The 25,029-nt window shown below is 68.0% G+C and carries 20 protein-coding genes; 11 read left to right on the top strand and 9 right to left on the bottom strand.

Features of this window, described 5'->3' with window-relative positions; translation table 11 throughout:
- Positions 1-2 precede the first annotated feature (2 nt).
- A complete protein-coding gene (locus ABD116_RS23860; RefSeq protein WP_343974269.1) occupies positions 3-752 on the top strand; it encodes a class I SAM-dependent methyltransferase in 750 nt (249 codons plus the stop codon).
- Between the two features lie 21 nt (positions 753-773).
- Here ABD116_RS23860 and ABD116_RS23865 read toward each other — a convergent pair whose 3' ends face one another.
- Positions 774-1,862: a substrate-binding domain-containing protein gene (locus tag ABD116_RS23865; RefSeq protein ID WP_343974272.1), complete on the bottom strand. Its 1,089-nt coding sequence runs from the start codon at positions 1,860-1,862 to the stop codon at positions 774-776.
- A gap of 91 nt (positions 1,863-1,953) precedes the next feature.
- Here ABD116_RS23865 and ABD116_RS23870 point away from each other — a divergent pair, with 91 nt between their 5' ends.
- From ABD116_RS23870 to ABD116_RS23895, 6 genes are read left to right on the top strand one after another with little or no spacing between them, the layout of a single operon-like run.
- Positions 1,954-2,982 carry a hydroxyacid dehydrogenase gene (locus tag ABD116_RS23870; protein ID WP_343974275.1) on the top strand — a complete coding sequence of 343 codons (1,029 nt, stop codon included), beginning with the start codon at positions 1,954-1,956 and terminating at the stop codon, positions 2,980-2,982.
- A 39-nt stretch (positions 2,983-3,021) separates the two neighbouring features.
- Positions 3,022-4,290, top strand: coding sequence for an ABC transporter substrate-binding protein (locus ABD116_RS23875; protein WP_343974278.1), 1,269 nt, complete (start codon positions 3,022-3,024; stop codon positions 4,288-4,290).
- 3 nt (positions 4,291-4,293) lie between these two features.
- Positions 4,294-5,223 (top strand): carbohydrate ABC transporter permease, encoded by a 930-nt coding sequence (locus ABD116_RS23880; protein WP_343974281.1) that lies wholly within the window; start codon positions 4,294-4,296, stop codon positions 5,221-5,223.
- Positions 5,220-6,035, top strand: a complete 816-nt coding sequence (locus ABD116_RS23885; RefSeq protein ID WP_343974284.1) for a carbohydrate ABC transporter permease — start codon at positions 5,220-5,222, stop codon at positions 6,033-6,035. The genes ABD116_RS23880 and ABD116_RS23885 overlap by 4 nt, the downstream gene beginning before the upstream one ends.
- Positions 6,035-6,706, top strand: coding sequence for a hypothetical protein (locus tag ABD116_RS23890; protein ID WP_343974287.1), 672 nt, complete (start codon positions 6,035-6,037; stop codon positions 6,704-6,706). Before ABD116_RS23885 ends, ABD116_RS23890 begins: the two co-directional genes overlap by 1 nt.
- Before the next feature lie 10 nt (positions 6,707-6,716).
- Positions 6,717-8,648 (top strand): glycoside hydrolase family 43 protein, encoded by a 1,932-nt coding sequence (locus ABD116_RS23895; RefSeq protein ID WP_343974290.1) that lies wholly within the window; start codon positions 6,717-6,719, stop codon positions 8,646-8,648.
- 18 nt (positions 8,649-8,666) lie between these two features.
- On the opposite strand, the gene ABD116_RS23900 is transcribed toward ABD116_RS23895, so the two are convergent.
- Genes ABD116_RS23900 through ABD116_RS23925 form a run of 6 tightly spaced genes read right to left on the bottom strand, consistent with a single transcriptional unit; the run spans position 8,667 to position 17,090 of the window.
- Complete coding sequence (locus ABD116_RS23900; protein WP_343974292.1) at positions 8,667-10,181, bottom strand: alpha-N-arabinofuranosidase; 1,515 nt, start codon at positions 10,179-10,181, stop codon at positions 8,667-8,669.
- Between the two features lie 10 nt (positions 10,182-10,191).
- Positions 10,192-11,460 carry an ROK family transcriptional regulator gene (locus ABD116_RS23905; RefSeq protein ID WP_343974294.1) on the bottom strand — a complete coding sequence of 423 codons (1,269 nt, stop codon included), beginning with the start codon at positions 11,458-11,460 and terminating at the stop codon, positions 10,192-10,194.
- On the bottom strand, positions 11,411-13,999 hold the full coding sequence (locus tag ABD116_RS23910) for a beta-galactosidase (protein WP_343974297.1): 2,589 nt from the start codon (positions 13,997-13,999) through the stop codon (positions 11,411-11,413). Before ABD116_RS23910 ends, ABD116_RS23905 begins: the two co-directional genes overlap by 50 nt.
- A complete protein-coding gene (locus tag ABD116_RS23915; RefSeq protein ID WP_343974299.1) occupies positions 13,996-14,901 on the bottom strand; it encodes a carbohydrate ABC transporter permease in 906 nt (301 codons plus the stop codon). The genes ABD116_RS23910 and ABD116_RS23915 overlap by 4 nt, the downstream gene beginning before the upstream one ends.
- Complete coding sequence (locus ABD116_RS23920) at positions 14,901-15,788, bottom strand: carbohydrate ABC transporter permease (RefSeq protein ID WP_343974302.1); 888 nt, start codon at positions 15,786-15,788, stop codon at positions 14,901-14,903. The genes ABD116_RS23915 and ABD116_RS23920 overlap by 1 nt, the downstream gene beginning before the upstream one ends.
- Positions 15,789-15,791: 3 nt before the next feature.
- Entirely contained in the window at positions 15,792-17,090 is a 1,299-nt protein-coding gene (locus ABD116_RS23925; protein WP_343974305.1) for an extracellular solute-binding protein, read from the bottom strand.
- 174 nt (positions 17,091-17,264) lie between these two features.
- Here ABD116_RS23925 and ABD116_RS23930 point away from each other — a divergent pair, with 174 nt between their 5' ends.
- The 4 genes from ABD116_RS23930 to yjfF are packed head-to-tail and all read left to right on the top strand — an operon-like array spanning position 17,265 to position 21,849.
- On the top strand, positions 17,265-18,248 hold the full coding sequence (locus ABD116_RS23930) for an ABC transporter substrate-binding protein (RefSeq protein WP_343974308.1): 984 nt from the start codon (positions 17,265-17,267) through the stop codon (positions 18,246-18,248).
- 7 nt (positions 18,249-18,255) lie between these two features.
- On the top strand, positions 18,256-19,827 hold the full coding sequence (locus ABD116_RS23935) for a sugar ABC transporter ATP-binding protein (RefSeq protein ID WP_343974311.1): 1,572 nt from the start codon (positions 18,256-18,258) through the stop codon (positions 19,825-19,827).
- Complete coding sequence (locus tag ABD116_RS23940) at positions 19,820-20,851, top strand: ABC transporter permease (protein WP_343974313.1); 1,032 nt, start codon at positions 19,820-19,822, stop codon at positions 20,849-20,851. Before ABD116_RS23935 ends, ABD116_RS23940 begins: the two co-directional genes overlap by 8 nt.
- The gene (yjfF, locus tag ABD116_RS23945; RefSeq protein WP_343974315.1) at positions 20,848-21,849 is read left to right on the top strand and encodes a galactofuranose ABC transporter, permease protein YjfF; all 1,002 of its coding nucleotides are present in this window, start codon (positions 20,848-20,850) and stop codon (positions 21,847-21,849) included. The genes ABD116_RS23940 and yjfF overlap by 4 nt, the downstream gene beginning before the upstream one ends.
- Positions 21,850-21,855: 6 nt before the next feature.
- Here yjfF and ABD116_RS23950 read toward each other — a convergent pair whose 3' ends face one another.
- Both ABD116_RS23950 and ABD116_RS23955 read right to left on the bottom strand, forming a co-directional pair.
- Positions 21,856-22,896, bottom strand: coding sequence for a LacI family DNA-binding transcriptional regulator (locus ABD116_RS23950; protein WP_343974318.1), 1,041 nt, complete (start codon positions 22,894-22,896; stop codon positions 21,856-21,858).
- Positions 22,897-22,926: 30 nt separating this feature from the next.
- Positions 22,927-24,978: a glycoside hydrolase family 36 protein gene (locus ABD116_RS23955; protein ID WP_343974321.1), complete on the bottom strand. Its 2,052-nt coding sequence runs from the start codon at positions 24,976-24,978 to the stop codon at positions 22,927-22,929.
- Between the last annotated feature and the right edge of the window lie 51 nt (positions 24,979-25,029).

The following is a 25,029-nucleotide window of genomic DNA, read 5'->3' on the forward strand; positions in this document are numbered from 1 at the left end:
GGATGGACGAGTCGGTGCGGACCAACCAGGCGGTCTGGGACCAGGCGGCGACGAAGTACGTTGACGAGTACGACGAACTCCTGGAGCAGGCTCGCGGTGAGTGGGAACTGTTCCCTCGGGAGCTGGAACTGTTGGGTCCGGTGCTCGCGGCTGCTCCGACCGTCGTGCATTTCCAGAGTGGGCATGGATTGGACGACACTGCACTTGTCCGGGCTGGGGCGCGGACTGTACTGGGGATCGACTACAGCGTGGTCACCGCGGCTGCGGCACAGCGGCGGGCCGTCGAGGTCGGCGCACCGTGTCGGTACGTTGCGGCCGAGGTGCCTGCCGTGCCCGTGCGCGACGGGTGTGTGGACCTTGTGTACACCGGCAAAGGCGCAGTGATCTGGATGCGCGACATCGACGCGTGGGCGCGGGATGCGGCGCGAGTACTGCGGCCGGGCGGCAGTCTCTTCGTGTACGAAGCACATCCGGCGGTACCGCTGTGGACCTGGGACGAGGACGAGCCGCGGATCCGTGCGGACCGTAGCTACTTCGCCGAGTCGCACGTCAACGACAGCTTCCCCGGCAACGGCGCGCGCGAATGGCAGTGGACGCTCGGCCAACTCGTGACTGCCGTCATGCGCGCGGGGCTGCGACTCGACGTGCTGGAGGAGTACGCCGAGCCGTTCTGGCGTCCCGACGACGGATACGAGGCTGCCGCCTGGTCCGGTCGCCTGCCGAACGCCTATGCCCTACTGGCTCACAAGTAAGTGCCGTAGGCGGCAGGGCGGTCAGTGCGGCATCGATGAATCGCGGATGACCAGCTCGGGCACGATCAGGACGCGTTGTGGCGGCCGCCGGCGGCCTTCGGTGAGGCGGGCGACCATCTGCTCGACCGCGGTCCGGCCGACCATGGACTTCGGCGGACGGATCGCGGTCAGGGCCGGCTCGGCCAGGTGGGCGATCTCGTCGTCGTAGGCGACGATCGCCAGTTGGTCCGGGATCGCGATGTCCTGCTCGGCGCAGTACTGGGCGACTGCCATCGCGTCGGGGTCGGAGTGCACGACGAGCGCCGTCGTGCCGGCGGTCCGGCAGCGGTCGAGTACCTGGGCGATGATGTCGCGGTGCCCCGGCTGGTCCATGTTCACGGACTCGCGAATCACCAGGCCTGCCGGGATCGCGAGATCGGCACACACGAGATTCCAGCCGGCCGCCAGATGGGCCGAGGTCGGACTTCCTTTCGACAGCAGTAGCGCCAGGTTGCGATGGCCCTGGGCGTGCAGGTGGCGGACGGCCAGCTCGACCCCCAGGGCGTGATCACTGCGGACCCATTCGACCTGGTACTTCGTGGGTGTCCAGCGCGGCGGCTGCCGCTCGACCAGGATCACCGGTACCGGGAGCCGGGCCATCCAGTCGATCATCTCGTCGACGGCGGCTCCCTCCAGATTCGGCGCGAGCAGCAGACCCTGGACCTGCTGCGCCTCGATCAACCGGGTGATCTGCCGGCGGTCCTCGGCCCAGTCGTAGCTCGATCCGCGCAGCTGGATCGCCACTCCCAGTGCGGCGGCGGTCGTCCGTGCCCCGGAGACGATCGGCGGCCAGTAGTAGTCGAGCGAGGGGACCACCATCCCGATGGTGAACCGGGGCGCGGCCGGGCCGCGTCGTCGCGCCGGAGGCGCCAGGTCGGTCGGCAGAGTCGCGCCGCCGTGGACCTTGGTGAGCAGGTTCTGTGAGGCGAGCGCGGCGATGTCGCGCCGGACGGTCAGCTCGCTGACGCCGAGCAGTTCGGCCAGGTCCTTGACCCGGACGGCGCCTTCGCGGCGCAGCTCGTCCATCACGCGTTCGTGCCGCTGCAGGCCGAACAGCCGGTCGTCCGGCATCCGCCAACCTCCGTTGTTCGAGTCTGAACGTTTGTGAATGATCACGGATGAGCCGTAGATGGTCTGAACGTCTGCGTCATCTCATGTTCACATGACCGCAACGGTAACCGCTTACTGCAGTGAGGCGCTGCTCGTGATGAACCGCGAGTCGTTCGACGCTCACTTCGATCGGCCCCGGCTCGATCGGCTCCGCTCGCTGGTGGCGCTGCCCGATCCGATCTGGACCGACGAGCTCGACTCCGCGCGGGCCCGGGCCCGCCTCGCCACCGCCGACCTGATCGTCAGCTCCTGGGGTGTGCCCCGGCTGACAGCCGACCGGTTGGCCGCCGCGCCGCGGCTCAAGGCCGTCTTCCATGCGGCCGGAAGCGTCCGTTCGGTGGCCGACGGCGTCCTGTGGGCCCGCGACATCGTGCTCACCAGCGCGGCCGACGCCAACGCGATCCCGGTCGCCGAGTACACGCTGGCCGCGATCATCCTGGCCGGGAAGAAGGCGCCGTTCCTGGCCGCGGACGCCGCGACGGCGTACCGGGGCTGGGGTCAGTCGCAAGGTTTCGGCGACCTGTCGAACTTCCGGCGCACGATCGGTGTGGTCGGCTTCTCCCGGATCGGGCGCCGGGTCGTCGACCTGCTCCGCGTGCTCGACGGCCCGTCCGTGCTGGTGGCCGATCCGCATGCTGACCCGGCGGAGGTGGAAGCGGCGGGTGCGCGACTGGTCGGTCTCGACGAACTGCTGCCCCGCGTCGACGTGCTCTCCCTGCATGCGCCGGCACTGCCGAGCACGTACCAGATGATCGGCGCCCGGGAACTGGCCGGCCTGCCCGACCGCGCCACCGTGATCAACACCGCGCGGGGAAGCCTGATCGATTCGGCCGCCCTCGCTGCCGAGTGCCGGGCCGGACGGCTGTTCGCGATCCTCGACGTCACCGATCCGGAGCCGCTGCCGGCCGATTCGCCGCTGCGTTCGACCCCCAACGTCATGATCACGCCGCACATCGCCGGGTCCCTCGGCACCGAGATCCATCGGCTCACCGATCACATGCTGGCCGAGCTCACCCGGTGGCTGGCCGGCGAACCGCTGCGGCACCGGATCACGGCCGACCTCTTCCCGCTCACCGCCTGACCGCCACCCACGCAGTACGAAGTACAAGGAGAAACGCCCGTGAAGCGACACCTCGTGAGCATCCTGGCCGGTGCGTCCGCGCTGGCCCTGCTGGCCGGCTGCGGAGGCAGTTCGAACGGTCCGGCCGCCGACGGGCCGCAGACCATCAAGGTCGCGCTCTGGAACTACGCCACCACACCGGAGTTCAAGGCGATCATCGACGGCTTCCAGCAGGCCAACCCGCAGATCAAGGTCGAGCCGGTCGACATCCTGGCCGACGACTACGCCGAGAAGGTCACCACGATGCTGGCCGGCGGTGATTCGACCGACGTGCTGACGATGAAGAACGTCATCGACTACGCCCGGTTCGGCACCCGCGGGCAGTTGCTGCCGCTGACCGACCAGGCCAAGGCACTCGACCCCGCGAAGTACTCGGGCCTGAAGGCCTACGAACTCGACGGCAAGTACTTCGCCCTGCCGTATCGCCAGGACTTCTGGGTGCTCTACTACAACAAGACGCTGCTCGAGCAGGCCGGCGTGCCGGAGTCGAAGCTGCAGAACCTGACCTGGGCCGACTACGCCACGCTGGCGAAGAGCCTGACCAAGGGCGATGGCCCGGCCAAGGTGTACGGCGCGTACCAGCACACCTGGCGCTCGGTGGTCGAGGCCACCGCGGCGGCCCAGACCGGCGGTGACCTGCTCGGTGGCGACTACGGCTTCTTCAAGGACCAGTACACGATGACGCTGGATCTGCAGAAGGACGGTGCGCTGTTGCCCTGGGCAACCGCCAGGAGCCAGAAGGTCACGTACAACACGATGTTCTCCACCGGTAAGGCCGCTCTGATGCCGATGGGCACCTGGTACGCCTCGACGCTGCTGGCCGACACGAAGTCGGGCAAGACCAAGGTGGCGTGGGGAATGGCGCCGCTCCCGCAGCGCACCGCGGACGGCAAGGTGACCACCTTCGGTTCGCCGACCGCGTTCGCGGTGAACAAGAACTCCAAGCATGCCGACGCGGCGAAGAAGTTCGTCGAGTGGGCCTCGAGCGAAGCAGGGGCCACCACGGTCGCCAAGGCCGGCGTCACGCCGTCGCTGCAGAGCCAGCAGATCCTCGACACGTACTTCGCCCTGCCGGGGGTGCCCGGCGACGCGGTGGCGAAGAAGGCCTTCAAGCCCGACACCGTGGTGCTCGAGATGCCGGTCGGCGACAAGTCCTCCGACGTCGACCAGATCCTGACCGAGGAGCACGAGCTGATCATGACCGGGCAGAAGTCGCTCGACGACGGCCTGGCCGAGATGGCCAAGCGGGTCAAGAACGAGGTCCGCTGACCGATGACCGCCACCGTGTCCGCACCGCGGCAGGTCCGGCCGCCTGTGCCCGCGCCGCGGCCGGTCCGGCGCCGCAGCCGGACCTGGGTCGGCTGGAGCTTCATCCTGCCGAACTTCATCGGCTTCGCCGCGCTCACGCTGGTGCCGGTGATCGCCTCACTCGCGTTGTCCTTCCTCGACTGGGACTCCTACAGCACCCCTCGCTGGGTCGGCCTGGACAACTTCGAGCGGATGATCCACAACGACACCTTCTGGACCGCACTGAAGAACACCGCGTACTACGCCGTCGGGCACGTACCGCTGACGCTGTGTGCCGCACTCGGCTTCGCGGTGCTGCTGAACCAGAAACTGAAGGGAGCGCGGTTCTTCCGGACCGCGCTGTTCTTCCCGTACATCACCTCGCTGGTCGCGGTCGCCGTCGTCTGGAACATGTTGCTCAGCCCGGAGTCGGGCCCGGTGAACCAGTTCCTGCGGGCCGTCGGCATCGACCACCCGCCGGGCTGGACCACGTCGACCACCTGGGCGATGCCCGCTGTGATCGTGGCCAGCGTGTGGCGTGATCTCGGCTACTACATGATCCTCTATCTCGCCGGCCTGCAGACGATCCCGGCCGAGCTGTACGAGGCTGCCCAGGTGGATGGGGCGAGCGGCTGGCAGCGGTTCCGGCACATCACCGTTCCGGGGCTGCGGCCGACCACCTTCTTCGTGCTGATCATGCTGACCATCTCCAGCTTCAAGGTGTTCGACCTGATCCAGGTGATGACCGAGGGCGGCCCGGGGCGCGCGACGCTGGTGCTGTCCCAGGTCATTTACCGCGAGGGCATCGTCCAGGGCCGGTTCGGCTACTCCTCGGCCGTGTCGATGGTGCTGTTCGTCATCGTGCTGACGATCACCGTGGTCCAGTTCCGGTTGCAGCGAAGGAGCGAGCGATGATCCGGGTACGCCGCACGTCGGCGTACCTGCTGCTGGGGCTGCTCTCGGTGGCGGTGCTGGTGCCGTTCGCCTGGATGGTCTCGTCGTCGCTGAAGGCCGACGCGGACGTCTTCAGCGTGCCGGTCCGGTGGATCCCGGCCGAGTTCCACTGGGGCAACTTCAGCGCGATCTGGGGCCGGATCCCGCTACTCACCTACCTGCGCAACTCGGTGTTCCTCAGCGTCACGATCACCGCCCTGCAGGTGCTCACGGGCAGCTTCGCGGCGTATGGGTTCGCCAAGGTGCGGTTCCCCGGCCGGGACGCGTTGTTCCTCGCCTACATCGCGACGATCGCGGTGCCCTGGCAGGCGTACATGGTGCCGCAGTACGTGATCATGCAGAAGGCCGGCCTGGTGAACACGCACTTGTCGCTGATCCTGCTGCAGGCGTTCAGCGCCTTCGGGGTGTTCCTGATGCGGCAGTACTACCTGACCATCCCCGACGAGCTCAGCGAGGCCGCCCGGCTGGACGGGCTGAGCGAGTACGGCATCTGGGCCCGGATCATCCTGCCGTTGTCGAAGCCCGCGCTGGCGAGTCTCGCCTTGCTCACCTTCGTCAACACCTGGAACGACTACATGGGTCCGTTCATCTACCTGACCGACAACAACCTGTGGACGATCCAGCTGGGACTGCGCTCGTTCGTCGGCCTGTACGACGCGGAGTACGCGATGATCATGACCGGCTCGGTACTGTCCGTACTACCCATCCTGGTGATCTTCCTGCTCGGCCAGAAGTACTTCGTGCAGGGCATCGCGACGAGCGGGATGAAGTGATGGCGTCGCCACTGTCCCGGGTGAACGTCCGGGCGGACGCCTGGGAACTGCTCTGGTCCTTCGCCCATCGGGTTCTGGCGGTCAACCTCGTACTGGCCGTCGCCGGGACGCCGCTGATGCTTGCCCTCGGCACCGTCGCCACGCCGTGGCGCTACCCGTTCTTCTTCGGCCTGCTCGTCCTCCCACTCGGCCCGGCAGCGGCCGCCGCGTTCGGCTATCTCGCCATCGACGACGCCCGTCCTCCGATGGGTGACCTGATCCGATTGGTGCGGGCCACCGGTCGTCGGTCGCTCGTCGTTGCCTCGCTCACGGCAGGCCTGGCGGGAGTTCTGCTGGCCGACCTCAAGGTGCTGGCCGGTGCATTTCCGGTCGCTGCACCCCTGCTGGTGGTGCTTCTGGTGCTGGTACTCAACGCAGGCCTCACCGGTTTGGTGCTGGCCGGCACCGAGCCGGCGCTAGGTCTGCGAGCGCTGCTGCGGCTCGCTGTCTACACCGGCGTCCGCGCCTGGCCGCTCAGCCTGCTCTCACTCGGTGTCCTGACGGCCGTACTGATCATCGTCAGCCAGGTGCCGGTGGCGGGCCTGGCCACCGTCCCGGGGTGTGCCTTGTGGGTCGTGCACACGAACACCAATGCCCAGCTCGCTCGAATCAGGAATCCGCCCGCCCGATGAGGAGAATCCGATGAGGCTGCTCAGACCAGTTCGAATCCTTGCCGTCCTGACCGCCGCGCTCACCCTGCTGGCTCCCACCGCGGTCGCGGCACACACCGAGCGGTACACGTCGTTCCGCCCAGGTGCTCAATGGCTCGACAACAACGGGCAGGTGATCCAGGCCCATGGTGGGCAGATCGTCGCCTCGACCGATGGCGGCGGGAAGCGGGTCTGGTACTGGTACGGCGAGGACCGCAGCAACGGCTACTACGACAGCCCTGGCGTGCACGTGTACTCGTCGTACGACCTCTACAACTGGAAGGACCGCGGGCTCGCGTTGCGGGCGATGAGCTCGCCCGGCCAGTTCGAGAGCGACCGGTACTTCGCCAAGGTCTACAAGCACTACACCCCGGCGCAGAAGGAGGTCGTCTGGCGCGACCTGTCGACCAACAGCGTGCGCACGGACGGTTGGGCGCGGCCGTCGATCCTCGAGCGGCCGAAGGTGATCTACAACAAGTCCACGCGCAAGTGGGTGATGTGGGTGCACTCCGACGGGCCCTCGTCGCCGGCCAGTACGTCGACGTACGCGCGGGCCGAAGCCGGTGTGGCGATCGCGGACTCGCCGATGGGACCGTTCCGCTGGATCGACTCGTACCGGCTGAACCATGTGCCGAGCGATTCCGTGCCCTGGTGCGGCACCGGGTCCTCGTTCGACCCGGCCGGCGGGATGGCGCGGGACATGAACCTGTTCGTGGACGACGACGGCACGGCCTACATCATCTACTCGTCGGAGGAGAACCGGTCGATGTACATCTCCAAGCTCGACCGGGACTACACCTATCTGTCGGCGCGGCCAGAGAACGCCGTACAGGGCAAGGACTTCGTCCGCACACTGGCCTGCAACCAGCGGGAGGCGCCGGCCATGTTCAAGTCCGAGGGCCGGTACTACCTGCTCACTTCGGGTGCGACCGGCTGGGACCCGAACCCGGCCAGGTACGCGACCTCGGACAATGTCCTCGGTCAGTTCACCGACCAGGGCAGCCCGATCAGCGGCCCGGGCGCGGCGACCACCTTCGGCTCGCAGAGCACCAACGTGATCCCGTACGACCAGGAGAACAACAAGTTCGTCTTCATGGCCGACCGCTGGACGCCGAGCGACCTGAAGAACGCTCCGTACGTCTGGATGCCGATGTCCCTGGGGGAGAGCGGCAGCCTGTCGATCGGCCCGGACCAGGAGTGGACACTGGACGACTTGGCGCCGTACCAGCGGTGGAGTGTAGAGACCCAACTGCCGGACCACACCTGGCTCGGTGACACCAGCACCCTGCCGGCCGAGGTGACGGTGAAGACGGGCTCGCGGTCGACGCAAGTGGCCGTGACCTGGGACGCGGCGAGTGTCGCGCGGCCAGGACCCACCAATCTCCGGGGGACGCTGGCGGACGGACGGACCTTCACCCGGTCGATCGTGGTGATGCCACGTGAGCTGCGGTACGCGGTCAACGCCGGCGGGGTGGCCACCGCCGACTGGCAGATCCTGGCGAAGAACGCCTCATTGCTGAACTCCAGCGCGGAGCTGGCGTTGGGAACTGATCCCGTCACCGGGACGACCTGGGGTTACACGGGTGCGAGTGCACCATCCGGTACTGCGAACGGCGACCTCTACAGCACCTTGCGATACGCCAAGAACCACGAACCGCTGACCTACACCTTCGGGGGCCTGGAACCGGGGACGTACACCGTGCATGCCGGGTACTTCGATCCCTGGCCTTGGGCCAACCGGGCGGCGCAGGTGACCATCAACGGTGCCGTCGTCGACCAGCAACGCCTGTTCGCCGGCACCAACGAGGCAGCGGCGTACGAAGGTGTCACGGTCGGCGCCGACGGCAAGATCTCCGTCACGATCGCACCGACCAGGTCGCCCGACATCCAGGTCAGCTGGCTGATGGTCGCCCGCACCGGCTAGCCGGTGCGGTGGGCATCCTCAGAGGTCCAGGTCGATGGTCGCGAACGAGTGCGGAGGGAGGGTCAGCCGCAGCCCTCGATCGTCTTCGGCGATGCCGGTCAACGCCACCGGTACGACGGCTTGCGGATCGGCCATCGAGTTGTGTGCCTGGAGTTCGGGGGCCGTGAGCAACCGTCCGCGGTGGTCGCGGATCGTCGCGCCCCGCAGGTCCAGGACGACCTCGGCGGACGCGGCCGGGTCGAGATTGGTGATCGACACCAGGGCGTGGTCACCCTTCACGCTGGCCGAGGCCGAGAGCAGCTCCAGGTTCTTGCCGTCGAGTTCGTACGGCGCCTGCCGGTCGACCAGATGGACCGGTACCGACGTCGCGTCGTGATGGCCCTTGTTCATCTCGAAGACGTGGTACGTCGGTGTCAGCACCAGCCCGCCGGTGTCGTCGGTCAGCAGCATCGCCTGCAGGACGTTCACCGTCTGGGCGATGTTGGCCATCACCAGTCGCTCCGCATGCCGGTGGAAGACGTCGAAGTGCAGACTGGCCACCAGCGCGTCGCGCAAGGCGTTCTGCTGGTACAGGAATCCCGGGTTGGTGCCCGGCTCGACGTCCCACCAGGTGCCCCACTCGTCGAGGACGAGGCCGATCCTGCGCTGGGGGTCGTAGGCGTCCATCACGGTCGAGTGTCCGGTGAGCACGCGGTCGATGTCCTGGGCCTTGATCATGGTCCGGTAGTAGTCGTCGAGGTCGAAGTCGGTCGCGCTGCCCTTGTGCTCCCACGTTCCGAGCACGGTGTAGTAGTGCACCGAGACCGCCTGGAAGAGGTTTCGCGGTTCGCCGCCGAGGCTGCTGATCGCCTTCATCAGGGCTTCGGTCCAGGCGAGGTCGTGGTCGGAGGCGCCGGCGGCGATCCGGTACAGCTTGTTGCCGTCGTGGTCCTTGCAGAAGGTCGCGTACCGGCGCGCCAGCTCGACGTAGGCCTCGGCGCTCAGGTTGCCGCCGCATCCCCAGGCCTCGTTGCCGATTCCCCAGTACGGCACCTTCCAGGCCTCGTCGCGTCCGTTGGCCCGGCGGAGCCGGACCATCGGGCTGTCGCCGTCGCGGGTGAGGTACTCGACCCAGTCGCTCATCTCCTGCACAGTGCCGCTGCCGACATTGCCGTTCACGTACGGCTCGGCGCCGAGCAGTTCGCACAGCGCCATGAACTCGTGGGTACCGAAGTGGTTGTTCTCCACGACGTTTCCCCAGTTGGTGTTGACCATTCCGGGCCGGTCGGCCAGCGGGCCGATGCCGTTCATCCAGTGGTACTCGTCGGCGAAACAGCCACCCGGCCAGCGCAGGTTGGGGATGTTCAGGGCCCGCAACGCATCGACCACGTCGAGCCGGATGCCGCCCTCGTTCGGCAGACTGGACGATTCGCCGACGTAGAAGCCGTCGTAGACACAGCGGCCGAGATGCTCGGCGAAGTGTCCGTAGAGGTGCCGGCTGATGGTCGGGCCGGGGACGTCGAGGTCGATCACGATCCGCGATTCGGTGGACAAGATGCTTCTCCTAGGAGTGCGAGCGGGGGCGGCGGCGGGCGATCGGCGTACTGGCCGGGCTGGCCAGGCCGAGCTGACCGAGGAAGTGCTCCAGCGCGAACGCGGCCATCCCGAGCGCGACCGGGTTGCCGGGAACACGGGATGCCTCGACGGTGAGGTTCGGCAGCGAACCGGGCAGAACGTGATCCGGCAGTTCCGAGCGGACGGCCGGTACGAGCCACTCAGCCAAAGCGGCCGAGGTCCAGCCGGTCAGGGTGATGTACGGAATGTCGAGCAGGTTGACGAGGTCGCCCAGAGCGGCCGCCAGGTAGTGGGACGTCCGTTCGGCCAGCTCGGCCAGGACCGGGTCACCGGTCGCGAGACCGTCGGCCACCGCCTCGACGAAGCCACGTTGCAGCGGCTGGCGCAGCGCGGGATGCGCCGGGTCGATCTCCGCGAGCGAGGTCTCGATGCCGTGCACGCCGAGGTACGCCTCGACGCAGCCGCGACGGCCGCAGCGGCACCGCCGGCCGTCCAGTTGGAGCAGGGTGTGGCCCCACTCGCCGGCGTTGTTGTTCGCGCCGCGGATCAGCGCTCCGTCGATGGCGATCCCCGCGCCGACGCCGGTGCCGAGATTGACCACGGCCATGCTCTCGGTCACCCGCCCCACGCCGAACCACATCTCGGACAGCGTGACCGCCTTCAGCGGGTTGTCGACGTTCACCGGGATCCGCAGGCTCTGCGCGAGCAGTTCCTCGATCTCGACGTCGTGCCAGTCCCAGTTCGGCGCGAAGACCGAGACGCCGGCTGCCGGGCTGACCTGACCGGGCATGCTGACGCCGGCGCCGAGGATCCGGTCCCGGTCACCGGTTCCGATGGCCGCGTCCACCGCCCGGACGATGCCGTCCACGACGTAGGCCTGACTGTTCTCGTGCTCGTCCAGCGTCACCTCGCCGTGGCTGACCGGGGTGAGGGCGATGTCGAAGACGGTGGCCGCCACATAGGTCTCGGCGACGTCGACACCGACGATGCGGCCGCGATCGGGGTCGATCGCCAGCCGCTCGTACGGCCGGCCGACGGTCCGGCGTTCCATCGTGGCGATCCGCAGCACGCCTTCGGACAGGAACTCGGTGACGAGGGTGGCCACGGTCGCGGTACTGAGCCCGGTGTGCCGGGCGATCTCCTGCCGGGTGGACGGACCCAGCCCGAACAAGGCGTGCAGGACCTCGAACCGGCTCTCGTTGCGAAGATCACGTGACGTCTGCCGCGGCACCTCGGCCCCCTCTGCTGGTGGATGCACCTAGCTGAAGCGTACGAAGTACCGGCGTACCGGAACCCGCGAGGCCCCGCACCAACAGGGTCAGGCCGGACCATCCCGCGGGCAGCCACAACACGTCCGGGTCGCCACCCGAGAACCTCGCCCGGTCACCGGTCCAGATCCGGCCGAGGCACTCCCCACCGGCCCAGGCGGTCACCCGTATCTGCATACCATCGAGCCTCAGCAGCCGCTCTTCGTCGCCGGCAGGCACGTCGACGTCGAGCCAGACCTCGTGCCCTGGTTCGAGACTCAGCGGTAGTTCGAGGTCGGTGGTCTCGGCTTCGTGGATGGCGAAGTCGGTCAGCAGTTCGTCGTTCTGGACCGCACAGGTCCAGTCCGTCACCGGCGCGAGGCTGAGCAACTCCGCGTGCAGGCCGGCGCCACCGGGATGATGGATCAGCGTGACCGAGACCTCGCTGACGAAGGCCGCGGGCAGCATCACCCACGGGTTCTCCCGATGGACGGTGACCGGCTCACCGCCGTCGACGCTCACCCTGACCGGCTGGTCGACGCCGATCAGGTGAAGGGCCGACGTGGTCGTCAGGGCGAGACGGCGTGAATAGGTGATCGGTACGCCGACGCGCGTGCTGCTCCAGCCGCCGAGCGACCGCAGCGGCGCCGGCTGACCCGCCCAATGACCCTCCACCGTCCACGAGGCCGCGAGATCCTGAACGCCTCGCACCTTCCACAGCCGGCCGAGCCCCCGCAGCGAACCCAGCCGGAGCGCCGGCAGCCGCGCGTCGTCGAAGTTGGCGTGCCCCCAGATCTCGACCGTCGCCTCGAGGTCGGCGGTACCTTCGACAGCACGCACGTCGAGCCGGTGGATCGCGCCGAAACCGGCGATGGTCGGTTGGGCCAGCCCCGCGATCGACAGGTCCACGAGGTCCGACGCACCGATCAGCAGGAGTTCGTCGACGCCGGTCAGGTTCGCCGACGCGGAGTAGGTTCCACGGCCCCGGTAGGCGCCCAGCGATTCGAGCGACGGCGGCAGCCGATGGGTGCCGGCCGCTGTCGCGGGAGCCGTCGCCGATCGCTGCCGGACCGCCCGCACTTCGGTCGACGGCCCAGGAACGGCTTCGTCCGGTACGCCGGCCAGCTCGACCGTGCCGTCCGGACGGACGGACTCGAGTCGAGCGGCCTGCTCAGGAGTCAGTACGACGAGAGTGACCCCGTCGACGACCTGGTGCTCGGCGCGCCCGGCGGTCGCGGGGATCTCGACCCGGGTCCGGCCGAGTACGACGGTCACCGGTACGGCCGACGAGAACACGAGTACGGTGTCCGTCCGCGCGACCAGGTCCGCCGAGGCGAGCGTCAACGTCTTGCCACGTAAGGGCAGATCGACCAGCATCAGCGGGCACGAGTCGCCGGCGACCGCGACGGAGACTCCGCCGACGACCCCACGACCGGGACTGTCGCCGAGGTTCGGTAGGGCGATCAGCTGGCCGCCACCGTGCAGGTCGAGAGCCGACAACGACGAGCTGGTGGGGAAGTCGGCCGTCACCTCCGGGCGCGGCACCGTCGAGGTGGCCAGCGCCAGCCGCGATCCCAGCGCGGTCAGTACGTGGGCGAGCACCTTCGCTTCGGCGTACTCCGGACGCTCCTGCCCGGTGGGTGAGACGTAGCCACCGAAGTCGTAGTCGTGGCTCATGAAGTTGCCCGGGTCGCCCCAGTTGCCGCTCGACGGGGTGTAGCCGAAGTTCCAGCCGGACGACTGCAGGTAAGGCGCGACCAGCGACGCGCCACTCGCCAGTAGCCGCCGCAGTGTCCGGTGCCGCCGGTTGGTCTCGGTGACGAGCAACGGGAGATCGCGATCGGCGAGCAGCCCGGCGTAGCGGCGTACCTCCTCCTCGATGTGCGGTGAGCCGTCGTCGGGGTAGAAGTTGCACGCAGCAACGATTCCGGGGACGTCCCCGGTGGCCCCGGCGATGTCGCCCTGCCCGGCACAGGCGATCAACGGCACCGTGATGCCGTGATCGATCGCCTGGTCGCGCAGGGCGGTCAGGTAGCCGGTACGGTCCGCGCAGTCGAAGAAGTCCAGCTCGTTCTCCAGCTGGACCATGATGACCGGACCGGCCGGATGCTGGCGCTCGGCGAGGATCGGGAGCGCCTGGTCGAACCAGGCCGCCACCTGGGCGAGGTACCGCGGCTCGTTCTGACGGACCCGTACCTCGGGATCTAGACCCAGCCAGGCCGGCAGCGCGCCGCCGTCCCACTCCGAACAGATGTACGGCCCGGGCCGGGCGATGACGGACAAACCGGCCTCATGCGCCAGGTCCAGAAAGGCCGCGACGTCACGCCGGCCGTCGAACGACCACCGGCCGGGGGAGAGCTCGTGATGGTTCCAGGGCAGGTAGACGTCGACACAGGTGTAGCCCGACGCCCGGACTTGTTCGAGGCGGGCCCGCCACTGCTCGCGCGGCAGCCGGAAGTAGAACAGCGACGCGCAGAGCAGCAGCTTCGGACGGCCGTCGATCCGGATGCCGGAGGCGTCCAGCTCGACACCGGTACTGACAATGGTCACTTGACCCCCGCGCTTCCGCCGCTGATGTCCATCTCGTACAGGTACCGCTGGCCGAGGTAGTAGACCAGGATCATCGGCAGCGTCAGCAGGATCGAGCCGACCATCACCAGATTCCACGGTGGAGCCTGCAGCGCCTGCGACGTACTGGTGATGTACTGCACGCCGAGAGCAAGCGGCATCTTGGACTCGTCGTTCAGGTAGATCAGCGGGCCCATGAAGTCGCCCCAGGTCGCGGTCAGGGTGAAGATCGCGATCGCGATCAGCACCGGGCTCAGCATCGGCAGCATGATCCGGCGGTAGATGCCGAAGAAGCCGAGCCCATCCACCATCGCGGCCTCGTCGATCTCGCTCGGCAGCCGGGAGACGAACTGCCGGACCAGGAAGACGTTGAAGGCGTTGGAGAAGAAGTTCGGCACGATCAGCGGCAGGTAGGTGTTCACCCAGCCGAGGTCCTTGAACAGGATGAACTGCGGGATCATCGTGATCTGCGCGGGGATCATCATGGTCGCGATGACGACGATGAACAGCCCGTTCTTGCCGGGTGCCCGCAGCCGGGCGAACGCGTAGCCGACCAGCCCGCTGGACAGCACCTGACCGGCCACCGCGCCGGCCGAGATGATCACCGAGTTCAGCAGGAACCGCTGCATCGGCAGCTCGGTGCCGAACACCCGGGTGAAGTTCTCCCAGTGGAACTCGCGCGGGATGATCGTGAAGGTGTTCGCGTTGACGGTCTGGTCGCTGGACAGCGCGATCGACACGACGAACACCAGCGGCACGCAGAGCACCGCCGAGACGATGATCAGGGTCGCGTAGCTGAACGGCGTCGACCGCTTGGCGCCGACCGTCCGTTCGGTACTGCGCACCCGCCGCGTGGCGGCGGCGGTGGAAACAGCGGTGGCCATCACTTCACCTCGGTCTCGTAGAACACCCAGCGCCGGGCGCTGCGGAAGGCGATCAGGGTGAACACCAGGATCACCGCGAACAACAGCCAGGAGATCGCCGACGCGTAGCCCAGGTGGTAGTAGGAGAACGCCTGGTCGAACAACAGCGGCACCATCGTCTGGCTCGCGTTGTCCGGGCCTCCCTTGGTCAGGATGTACACCTGGGAGAACACCTGGAACGCCCCGATCAGGCCCATGATCAGGTTGAAGAAGATGATCGGGGTCAGCTGCGGGACGGTGATGCTCCAGAACTGCCGGACCGGACTCGCACCGTCCACCTCGGCCGCCTCGTAGAGCTCACGGGGTATGCCTTTCATTGCTGCCAGCAACAGTACGGTCGCCGCGCCGGCGCCCCAGACCGACAGCAGGATCAGCGCCGGTTTCACCCAGACCGCTTCCAGCAGCCACGACGGTCCGGGGATGCCGAACACGCCCAGCAAGTCGTTCAGCGGGCCGGACGGTGCGAGCACCATCTTGAAGATCATCGCGGTGGCCACCAGGGGCACCAGGGTGGGCAGGTAGATCAGCGTCCGGAACAGCTTGCGTAGCCGGATTCCCTTGTTCAGCAGGTTCGCCAGCCACAGGCCGAGCACCAGACCGAGCGGAACCGAGACCGCCGCGTAGTAGAAGGTGTTCCACAACGCCTTCCAGAAGACGGGATCGTCGGTCAGCAGCCGGACGTAGTTGTCCAGCCCCACCCACTTGGGCGGGGTGAAGGAGTCCCAGTCCGTCAGTGAGAAGTAGATCGACGCGATCATCGGGCCGAGCAGGAACACGATGAAGCCGATCACCCACGGCGAGGCGAACAGGTAGAACCACAGCGCCTCCCGGCGCCGGAGCCTCGACATCGCCTAGCCCGCGGGCTTGATGATGGACTCGAGCCGCTGCTGGATCGCGGTCAGCGAGGTCCGGGCGTCCTTCTTGCCCAGCCAGAAGTCGGCCAGCCCGTCGTCGAACGCCTTCTGCATCTCGTTCCAGGCAGGGATGAAAGGCGCCCGGTAGACGAACGCGCTGGACTCGGCGAAGACGTCCATGTTCACCGGCTTGGTCATCCAGGCCGGTTTGAGGAACGCGTCGCTCTTCTGCACCTCGAGGCTGGCCGGCACGTCCTGCCCGGTGGCGATGATCTTCTGCTGCGCCTCGGCCGAGGTGAGGAAGTCGATCGCCTTGAACGCGGCGTCGGGGTTCTTCGCCGTCCGGGAGATGGCCAGCCCGCTGCCGAACGCGGTCACCGCCTGGTCCTTGCCCCGCCACAGCGGCGCGATGTCCCACTCGATCTTGCTCTTCGTCAGGCCGCTGATCCCCCAGAACCCGGTGGTGTTGACCGCGACCTTGCCGTTCGCGAACGCGCCGTCGCCGCCGACGTCCGCGCCCATGTCGGCGTACTGCTTCTTGGTTGGGACGACGCCGTGCTTGAAGACCAGGTCGCCGGTCCACTGCAGCGCGTCGATCACCTCGTCGGTGGCCACCGACGGCTTGCCCGAGTCGTCGATGATCTTGCCGCCGTTCTGGTAGACGAAGCTCCACCACTGGGCCCACCAGCCGCCGCCGGAGTAGCCCCACTGCTTGCCGGGGACGGTCAGCTCCTTGAACGCGGCCAGGGTCTCGTCCCAGGTCCAGTCGGCCGTCGGGGCTTTGATGCCCTTGGCATCGAACAGACCCTTGTTGTAGTACACGATCATCGCGCCGGACCGGTCCGGGATCGCATAGACCTTGTCCTGGTACGAGTACAGCTTGCCGATCGACCCGAACCGCTTCTCCAGGTCGAGCCCGGCCTTCTTGGCCAGCTCGTCCAGCGGCTGGATCTGGTTCTTGCTCGAGTAGACGTTGACGCTCTCGGCCACCTGCATGATGTCCGGGCCCTTGCCGCCGGCAATCATCGTCTGCACCTTCTGCGCGTACCCGTCGTTCGGGATCAGCTGCAGCTTGACCTTCAGCTCGGGGTACTTCTTGACCAGCAGGTCGATCCGCTGCTGGTACGTCGTCTTGTCGTTCTCGCCGCCCCACACCGTCATCACCAGGTCGGCGGCGGTGGAGCTGCCCGAGGCCTTGTCGCTGTCCGAACCGCAGGCGGTGAGGGTGATCACGCCGGCGGCCGCGCCCAGGCCGAGAAAACCGCGACGCGTCAGACGCGTCCTGTCGATCGCCATCGCACAGTCCTCCTTGGGGTTTGAGTGGTGGTTAAGCTAACCGTCAGAAAAACTCCCGGCAAGACCTCGGCCGATAAATGTGTGCGCTAACAATTCAGCGTCGGGAACTGTTGACGCACGGGACGTTAGCGCTAACATTCAGCGCAAACAGCGCTGGATGGAGGAACTGCCGTGATGAAGAGACTGATGGCCGTGGCGACGGGGCTGGTGCTCGTCGGGGGCCTGGTGGGCTGCGGGGACGACAAACCCGAGTCGAAGGCGGCGAGCGACAGCATCACGATGGGCTTCGCCCAGGTCGGCGCCGAGAGCGGCTGGCGGACGGCGAACACGAAGTCGGTCCAGGAGGCGGCCAAGACCGCGGGGATCGAGCTGAAGTTCTCCGACGCGCAGCAGAAGCAGGAGAACCAGATCAAGTCGATCAGGTCGTTCATCCAGCAGAAGGTGGACGTGATCGCCTTCAGTCCGGTGGTCGAGACCGGCTGGGACACCGTGCTGATGGAGGCCAAGCGCGCCAACATCCCGGTCATCCTGACCGACCGCGCGGTCGACTCCAAGGACACCACGCTCTACAAGAGCTTCCTCGGCTCCGACTTCGTGGTGGAAGGCAAGAAGGCCGGCGAGTGGCTGGTGAAGCAGGGCGACGCCGCGGACGTGAACCACGACGGCTCGATCAAGGTGGTGGAGCTGCAGGGTACGACCGGCGCCGCGCCGGCCATCGACCGCAAGGAGGGCTTCGAGGAGGCGATGAAGGCGAATCCGAAGATCGCCATCGCCGCCTCGCAGACCGGTGACTTCACCCGCGACGGCGGCAAGAAGGTGATGGAGTCGTTCCTGAAGTCGCAGAAGGACATCGACGTGGTGTTCGCGCACAACGACGACATGGGCCTGGGCGCCATCGAGGCGATCGAGGCCGCCGGTCTCAAGCCGGGCAAGGACGTCCAGATCATCACCATCGACGCGGTGAAGGACGGGATGACCGCGCTGGCCGACGGGAAGATCAACTACATCGTCGAGTGCAACCCGCTGCTCGGCCCGCAACTGATGGGGCTGGCGAAGAAGGTCGTGGCCGGCGAGGAGGTCCCGGCGCGGGTACTGACCGAGGAGACGGTCTTCGACCAGGCAGCCGCCAAGACGGCGCTGTCCGCACGGCAGTACTGATCCCGCGATGACCCAGGCGATCACTCCCGCCCCATCGACGGCGCTCACCCCGCCGGTGGTCGAGATGCGCGGGATCAGCATCGGCTTCCCCGGTGTCAAAGCGCTCCAGCAGGTCGACTTCCGGCTGCTCCCCGGTGAGATTCACGCCCTGATGGGTGAGAACGGAGCAGGCAAGTCGACCCTGATCAAGGCCTTGACCGGCGTCTACGCGATCGACGAGGGCACCGTGGCGGTGGCCGGCGCGGAGCATCTGTTCGGCTCACCGGCCGACTCGCAGGCCGCCGGGATCAGCACCGTGTACCAGGAGGTCAACCTGTGCACGAATCTGACCGTCGCGGAGAACATGCTGCTCGGCCGCGAACCGCGGCGGTTCGGCCGGATCGACGGCTTGGCGATGAAGGCCCGCGCAGGGTCGATCCTGGACCGTCTCGGCCTGGCGATCGATCCGGGGTCGACGCTGGCCGACCACCCGATCGCGATCCAGCAGCTGGTCGCGATCGGGCGGGCGCTCGACCTCGACGCGCGGGTGCTGATCCTCGACGAGCCCACCTCGAGTCTCGACGCGGACGAGGTGGCGAAGTTGTTCGCGGTGATGCGGACGCTGCGCGGCCAGGGCGTGGCGATCCTGTTCGTCTCGCACTTCCTGGACCAGGTGTTCGAGATCTCCGACCGGATGACCGTTCTGCGCAACGGCAAGCTGGTGGGGGAGTACCCGACCGGGAGCGTCAGCCAGCTGGAGCTGGTCGAGGCCATGATCGGTCGCGAACTGGAGACGCTGGACAAGCTCGAACAGCACGCGGCGGCCGACGTGCCGCAAGACCGGGTACCGCTGGTGAAGGTACTGGGCCTGAGTCGCCGCGGCAGCCTGCAAGCCGTCGACCTGGAGATCTACGACGGTCAGGTGATCGGTATCGCCGGTCTGCTGGGGTCGGGACGAACCGAACTCGCCAGGCTGCTCTTCGGGGCCGACACCGCGGACACCGGCTCGATCGACGTACGCGGTACGCGGCGAAGGTTCCGTACGCCGCGGAACGCCATCGGCGCCAGGATCGCGTTCTCCAGCGAGGACCGTCGCGCGGAAGGCGTGGTGGAGGATCTGACCGTCGCGGACAACCTGCTGCTCACCCTGCAGGCTTCCCGGGGCTGGCTCCGGCCGATACCGGTCCGGACCCGCGAGCGGCTGGTCGCCGAATACATCAAGGCCCTGGACATCCGGCCGCCCGACCCAGCCGCGCTGATGCGCAACCTGTCGGGTGGCAACCAGCAGAAGGTCCTGCTGGCCCGCTGGCTGATCACCGAGCCGGAGCTGCTGATCCTGGACGAGCCGACCCGTGGGATCGACATCGGCGCCAAGACACAGATCCAGCAACTCGTCGCGAAGCTGGCCGCGGACGGCCTGTCCGTCGTCTTCATCTCCGCCGAACTCGAAGAGGTGCTCCGGCTGAGCCACCGGGTGCTGGTGATGCGGGACCGGGCGAAGATCGCGGACCGGCCCAACGACGACACCGTCACGGTGGCCGCGATCCTCGAGCTCATCGCGGCCGGCGGTCCGGCAGCCGAAGGGAATCCCGATGCGTGACCTCGTCCGCCGGCCACTGTTCTGGCCGGTCCTCGCCCTGGTACTGCTGCTGGCTCTGAACGCGGTGGTGACCCCGGCGTTCCTGTCGGTACGGATCCAGGACGGTCATCTGTACGGCAGCCTGATCGACATCCTCCGCAACAGCGCTCCGGTGCTCCTGGTGGCGCTGGGCATGACGCTGGTGATCGCCACCCGGGGGATCGACCTCTCGGTAGGTGCGGTGGCCGCGATCGCGGGCGCCGCCGCCTGCGTGCACATCGCCGGCTCACCGCAGCAGGCGGCGACCTCGACACTGCTCACCGCGGTCGCGATCGCGGTCGGCGTCTGCCTGCTGCTCGGCCTGTGGAACGGCTTCCTGGTCTCGGTGATCGGCATCCAGCCGATCATCGCCACCCTGGTGCTGATGACGGCCGGCCGCGGACTGGCCATGCTGATCACGGACGGCCAGATCACCACAGTCGTGAGCCCCGGGTTCAAGGTGATCGGGGCCGGCTTCGTCGCGACCCTGCCGGTGGCGATCCTGATCGCCCTCGCGGTCTTCGCGCTGACGGCCGTACTGGCCCGGCGGACCGCGCTGGGCCTGCTGATCGAGTCGGTCGGCATCAACCCGGAAGCGAGTCGGCTGGCCGGGATCCGCGCCCGGACGATCACCTGGACCGTCTACGTGTTCAGCGCCTTCTGTGCCGGCGTCGCCGGGCTGATGATCGCGTCGAACACGAGCGCGGCGGACGCGAACAACGCCGGCCTGTGGATCGAGCTGGACGCGATCCTGGCCGTCGTGATCGGCGGCACCTCGCTGGCCGGCGGAAAGTTCTCCCTGACCGGGACGCTGGTCGGCGCGATGTTCATTCAGACCCTGGCCACCACGATCCCGACCATCGGGATCCCGGCCGAGGCCAACTATCTCTTCAAGGCGGTCGTCGTGATCGTGGTCTGCCTCTTACAGTCGCCGAAGGCGCGGGCGGCGCTGCGCAGCCGCCGGCCTCGCCGGGCCACCCCCACCGTACGGACGGAAACAGCATGAGCGCGCCGGCCCTGTCGCCCGCGGTGGCGGCCCGGATCCGTCGGTACAGTCCGCCCCGCCGTTATCTGCCGGTCACGGCGGCTGTCGCGCTGCTGATCGGGATCTTCGGCGCCGGGTCGCTGCGCTACCAGGGTTTCGCGGATCCTCAGGTGATCCTGAACCTGTTCGTCGACAACGCCTTCCTGCTGGTGCTGGGGGTCGGGATGACGTTCGTGATCCTTGCCGGCGGCATCGATCTGAGCGTCGGCTCGGTGGTCGCCTTGTCGACGATGATCGCGGCGTCGACGCTGGAGGCGGGCTGGCCGGTGGCAGCCACCGTCATCGCCGTCCTGGTGGCCGGGACGCTGCTGGGTACGTTGATGGGCCTGGTCATCCACTACTTCGATGTGCAGCCGTTCATCGCGACCCTGGCCGGGATGTTCCTGGCTCGTGGGCTGTGCTACCTGATCAGCGTCGAGTCGATCCCGATCCGCGATCCCGGTCTGACCAGATTCGCTCAGGGAACCGTCCCGCTGCCCGGCGGGTACCACGTCACCCCGAGCGTCGTGGTGGCCCTGGTGGTCTTCGCGATCGGCGCGTGGGTGCTGCACCTGACCCGCTTCGGGCGCACGGTCTATGCCGTCGGTGGCAGCGAGAGCTCCGCGCATCTGATGGGGTTGCGGGTCGCTCTGGTCAAGGTCGGCGTGTACACGATCAGCGGCCTGTGCTCGGCGCTGGCCGGGCTGCTCTTCGCGGCCTACACCCTGTCGGGGTACAGCCTGCACGCCGTCGGGATGGAGCTCGACGCGATCGCGGCGGTGGTGATCGGTGGGACGCTGCTGACTGGCGGCCGGGGCCTGGTGCTGGGCACGATGGCCGGGGTCCTGCTGCTCGGCACCATCCAGACCTTCATCTCGTTCGACGGCACGCTGAGTTCCTGGTGGACGAAGATCTCCATCGGAGTGCTGCTGCTGATCTTCGTGGTGATCCAGCGCCTGTTGACCAGAAGGCAGACCTGACGGCGATCAGGCAGCGCCGGAGCTCTCGCGCACGATCAACCTGGCGGGGATCTGCTCACTGCCCGGCCGGCCGCCGTTCATCTGCTCGGACAGCAGGTGGAAGGTCCGCCGGCCGACCTCGTCGAAGTCCTGCCGCACGGTGGTCAGCGGCGGGTTGAAGAACTCGGCCTCCGGGATGTCGTCGAACCCGACGAGCTGGACGTCGCCGGGCACCGAGATTCCGGCCTCGGTGAACGCCCGCAGCAGGCCGAGAGCCATCTGGTCGTTGGCGACGAACACGGCCCCCAGGCTGGATTCGCCGGCCAGCGCCTTACCGGCCTGGTACCCCGAGCGCGGGCTCCAGTCGCCCCGGGTCAGCCGGGGCCGGCGGACGCCGTGGGCCTTGAGCGTTTCCCGCCAGCCGCGCTCGCGTTCGGCCGCCTCGAGCCAGTCCGCCGGCCCGCCGACATGCCAGACCGTCTTGTGACCGAGCGACAGCAAGTGCTCCGTCGCGAGGCGGGCGCCGTCGTACTGGTCGACCGAGACGGCCGGCACCGGTGAAGCCGCGCCGCCGACCGCGACGAGCGGCACGCCGTGCGGCGCGAACTCCAGTGCCTTGGCCGTTGCGACGTGTGGGGCGATCACGACGATGCCTTCGACCGCCTGGCGCTGCAACGACTCGACTGCTTCGGCGATCGCCTGGCCACCCGGCCGGCTGATGCTCGCCACGGTGATCGCGAAACCGGCATCCCGCGCCGCGCGCTCCACGCCGTAGAGCGTGCTGGCCGGTCCGTACAGGGTGGAGTCCAGGGTCACCACCCCGAGCGTGCCCGTCCGCCCGGTGACCAGGGCTCTGGCGGCGGTGTTCGGCCGGTACCCGATGCTCTCGATCGCGGCCAGCACCCGCTCACGCGTCGCCGGCCGGACGACGCCGCTGTCGTTGATCACCCGGGACACCGTCATGTGGGACACCCCCGCGAGCACGGCGACATCAGCCAGGCTCGGATGCCGCCGGGCCGACGACGCCACCGGCTGGTGCCCGACGTCCGAACCCTTCACCACGTTCACCTCTCCGATCGTCGCCCCGGCTGAATTCTGTCATCCGCGACCCTCTTCCCCGCGGATGACGGCACCGAGTTCGATGACGCGGGCGGAAGGTTCGCAGGACGAGGTGGTGACGGTCAGCATCTGGCCGGTGCTGGTGTAGGTCCAGTCACCGGGCTGGGCCGGGAAGAAGCTCTCGACGGTCAGCCCACCGAGGGGGAGGTCGAGCCGGCCAGGAGTGGCGGCACGGTGCCACAGCGTCAAGTACGACGAGGTGGCACCCGCCAGGCCGAAGGCGACCCACTCGTCGGTCCAGCCGGGCAGGCCCAGCGGCCAGAACGGCGTCAGCTCCTCGATCTGCGCCAGTACCTGCCGATGCGCCGAAACCGCGGCCCGGACCAGGTCGAGCTCGTCCGTCGTCATCCGGTTCAGGTAGCCCGACAGGTACATCCGGCCGAGGATTCCGTTCACCAGGCTGAGAGTGAATCTCTCCGTCGACGTGCCGGTCTCCGGGTAGGCCCAATGGCCGGCCTGTTCGGGAAGGACCGACGCGGCCGCGGCTGCTGCGATCGGGGCATAGAGCAACGGATCCTGCTGGTCCGAGGTCGATTGCAGGTGCAGCCTGGACAGCAGCGCGTAGTCCATCCGCAGCGCACCCGACCCGCAGTTCTCCAGCAACAGTTCCGGGTGACGCGCCTGTACGCCGTCCAGCCAGTCGAGGTGCGCCCGGTTGTGCTCGAGCAGCCCCTGTCCGGGTGACTTCCCGCCGAGGTCGGAGCCCGGACCGGTCATCGTGTTGTAGTCCAGCTTGAAGAATCCGATCCCGTACTCCGCGACCAGCCGGTCGACGGTGCTGTCGAGATGGTCGCGGGCCGCCGCGCTGCGCAGGTCGAGCAGATACCGGCCGCTCTCGGCGTACCGGACCCCACGCCTGCTGATAAACGCCTCGTCGGGCAGTTCCCGGGCCAGCGGCGAGTCGACACCGATCACCTCGGGTTCGAGCCACAGTCCGGGCACCATGCCACGGTCGCGGATCCGGTCGATCACCTCGCCGAGACCGTTCGGGAAGCGGGTCGCCGACGGTTGCCAGGCGCCGACCGTACTCCACCAGTCGCCCTCGGCGTACCAGCCGGCATCGATGCAGAAGTAGTCCGCGCCGGCGTCCGCGGCGGCGTCGATCAGCGGCAGCAGCTTGGCCGTGGTCGGATCGCCCATCAAGGTGTTCATGTAGTCGTTGAACACCACCGGCAGCCGGTCGTCGACCGGGCGGCGCCGGCGCAGTGCGCGGCGCTGGCGGGTCAGGGCCGCGAAGGCGTCGTCGTGTCCGTGGCCGGCGACCAGCGACACGGGCACTGTGCTGAACGAGTCGTCGGCGCTGATCGAGGTGGTCCACTGGTGTTCGGCGTCGGTGGGACCGCTGAGCAACAGGTATCCACCCTGCCGCGTCTCGCCGACCTCGTAGTGCCAGGGCCCGTTGTGCTCGATCTGCCAGCCGAGCGAGTACGGCTCGTCGTGTGCCAGGAGCACCCCGGTCGGCAGTCGCTCACCGGTCGACCACGAGCCGTTGCAGGTGACGGCCCGGCGCGTGCGCGGCGGTGGACGATGCACCGCGGTCCGGATGTCGGGCAAGCCGGTACTGCGCAGCGGCGAGCGGCTCCAGCGGCTCTCCGCCATCCAGTCGTTGTCCCCGGCCAGCAGGTCGAAGTCCACCGAGCCGAGACCGATCACCGCCGATGACAGGAAGTCCAGTTCGAGCCGCCCGGCACCCGTGAGCGTCGCCTCGGTCCAGGTCTGAACGCCTGCCAGCGCCCTGAAACAGCTAATGACTTCGAGCCCGGTCACGTCGTCGTGCTGGACGATCCGGAGCATATCCGCGCTCTGCTCGTGCCGTTGGTACCGCAGCCGCTTCCCGATCGTCGTCTCGACGTGCCGGAACGTGCTCGGTGAGCGCCCGTGGCCGAGCGCCGACACCTCCACCAGAGGCTGATCCGTCGTCCCGGAGCCGTCGCCCGGCTCGTCACGCGGCCGGATCGAATCCAGCCGGACCGGGCCGTCGTCGAAGCAGAAGGTCAGCGTCAGGTCGGCAGTCTGCCAATGAAACGTCATGAAGCTCCGTTCGTGGATGCGATCGGTCGGAAGGTGAGGCCGCTCCGCCGA

Source organism: Kribbella koreensis (genome assembly GCF_039525325.1).
GTDB classification, from domain to species: domain Bacteria; phylum Actinomycetota; class Actinomycetes; order Propionibacteriales; family Kribbellaceae; genus Kribbella; species Kribbella koreensis.

Coding starts and splice junctions, on each gene's coding strand:
- ABD116_RS23915 (WP_343974299.1), bottom strand. CDS start 14,901: ATGGCCACCGCTGTTTCCACCGCCGCCGCCACGCGGCGGGTGCGCAGT.
- ABD116_RS23885 (WP_343974284.1), top strand. CDS start 5,220: ATGATCCGGGTACGCCGCACGTCGGCGTACCTGCTGCTGGGGCTGCTC.
- ABD116_RS23935 (WP_343974311.1), top strand. CDS start 18,256: ATGACCCAGGCGATCACTCCCGCCCCATCGACGGCGCTCACCCCGCCG.
- ABD116_RS23895 (WP_343974290.1), top strand. CDS start 6,717: ATGAGGCTGCTCAGACCAGTTCGAATCCTTGCCGTCCTGACCGCCGCG.
- yjfF (WP_343974315.1), top strand. CDS start 20,848: ATGAGCGCGCCGGCCCTGTCGCCCGCGGTGGCGGCCCGGATCCGTCGG.
- ABD116_RS23940 (WP_343974313.1), top strand. CDS start 19,820: ATGCGTGACCTCGTCCGCCGGCCACTGTTCTGGCCGGTCCTCGCCCTG.
- ABD116_RS23920 (WP_343974302.1), bottom strand. CDS start 15,788: ATGTCGAGGCTCCGGCGCCGGGAGGCGCTGTGGTTCTACCTGTTCGCC.
- ABD116_RS23865 (WP_343974272.1), bottom strand. CDS start 1,862: ATGCCGGACGACCGGCTGTTCGGCCTGCAGCGGCACGAACGCGTGATG.
- ABD116_RS23925 (WP_343974305.1), bottom strand. CDS start 17,090: ATGGCGATCGACAGGACGCGTCTGACGCGTCGCGGTTTTCTCGGCCTG.
- ABD116_RS23955 (WP_343974321.1), bottom strand. CDS start 24,978: ATGACGTTTCATTGGCAGACTGCCGACCTGACGCTGACCTTCTGCTTC.
- ABD116_RS23890 (WP_343974287.1), top strand. CDS start 6,035: ATGGCGTCGCCACTGTCCCGGGTGAACGTCCGGGCGGACGCCTGGGAA.
- ABD116_RS23930 (WP_343974308.1), top strand. CDS start 17,265: ATGAAGAGACTGATGGCCGTGGCGACGGGGCTGGTGCTCGTCGGGGGC.
- ABD116_RS23860 (WP_343974269.1), top strand. CDS start 3: ATGGACGAGTCGGTGCGGACCAACCAGGCGGTCTGGGACCAGGCGGCG.
- ABD116_RS23870 (WP_343974275.1), top strand. CDS start 1,954: ATGACCGCAACGGTAACCGCTTACTGCAGTGAGGCGCTGCTCGTGATG.
- ABD116_RS23880 (WP_343974281.1), top strand. CDS start 4,294: ATGACCGCCACCGTGTCCGCACCGCGGCAGGTCCGGCCGCCTGTGCCC.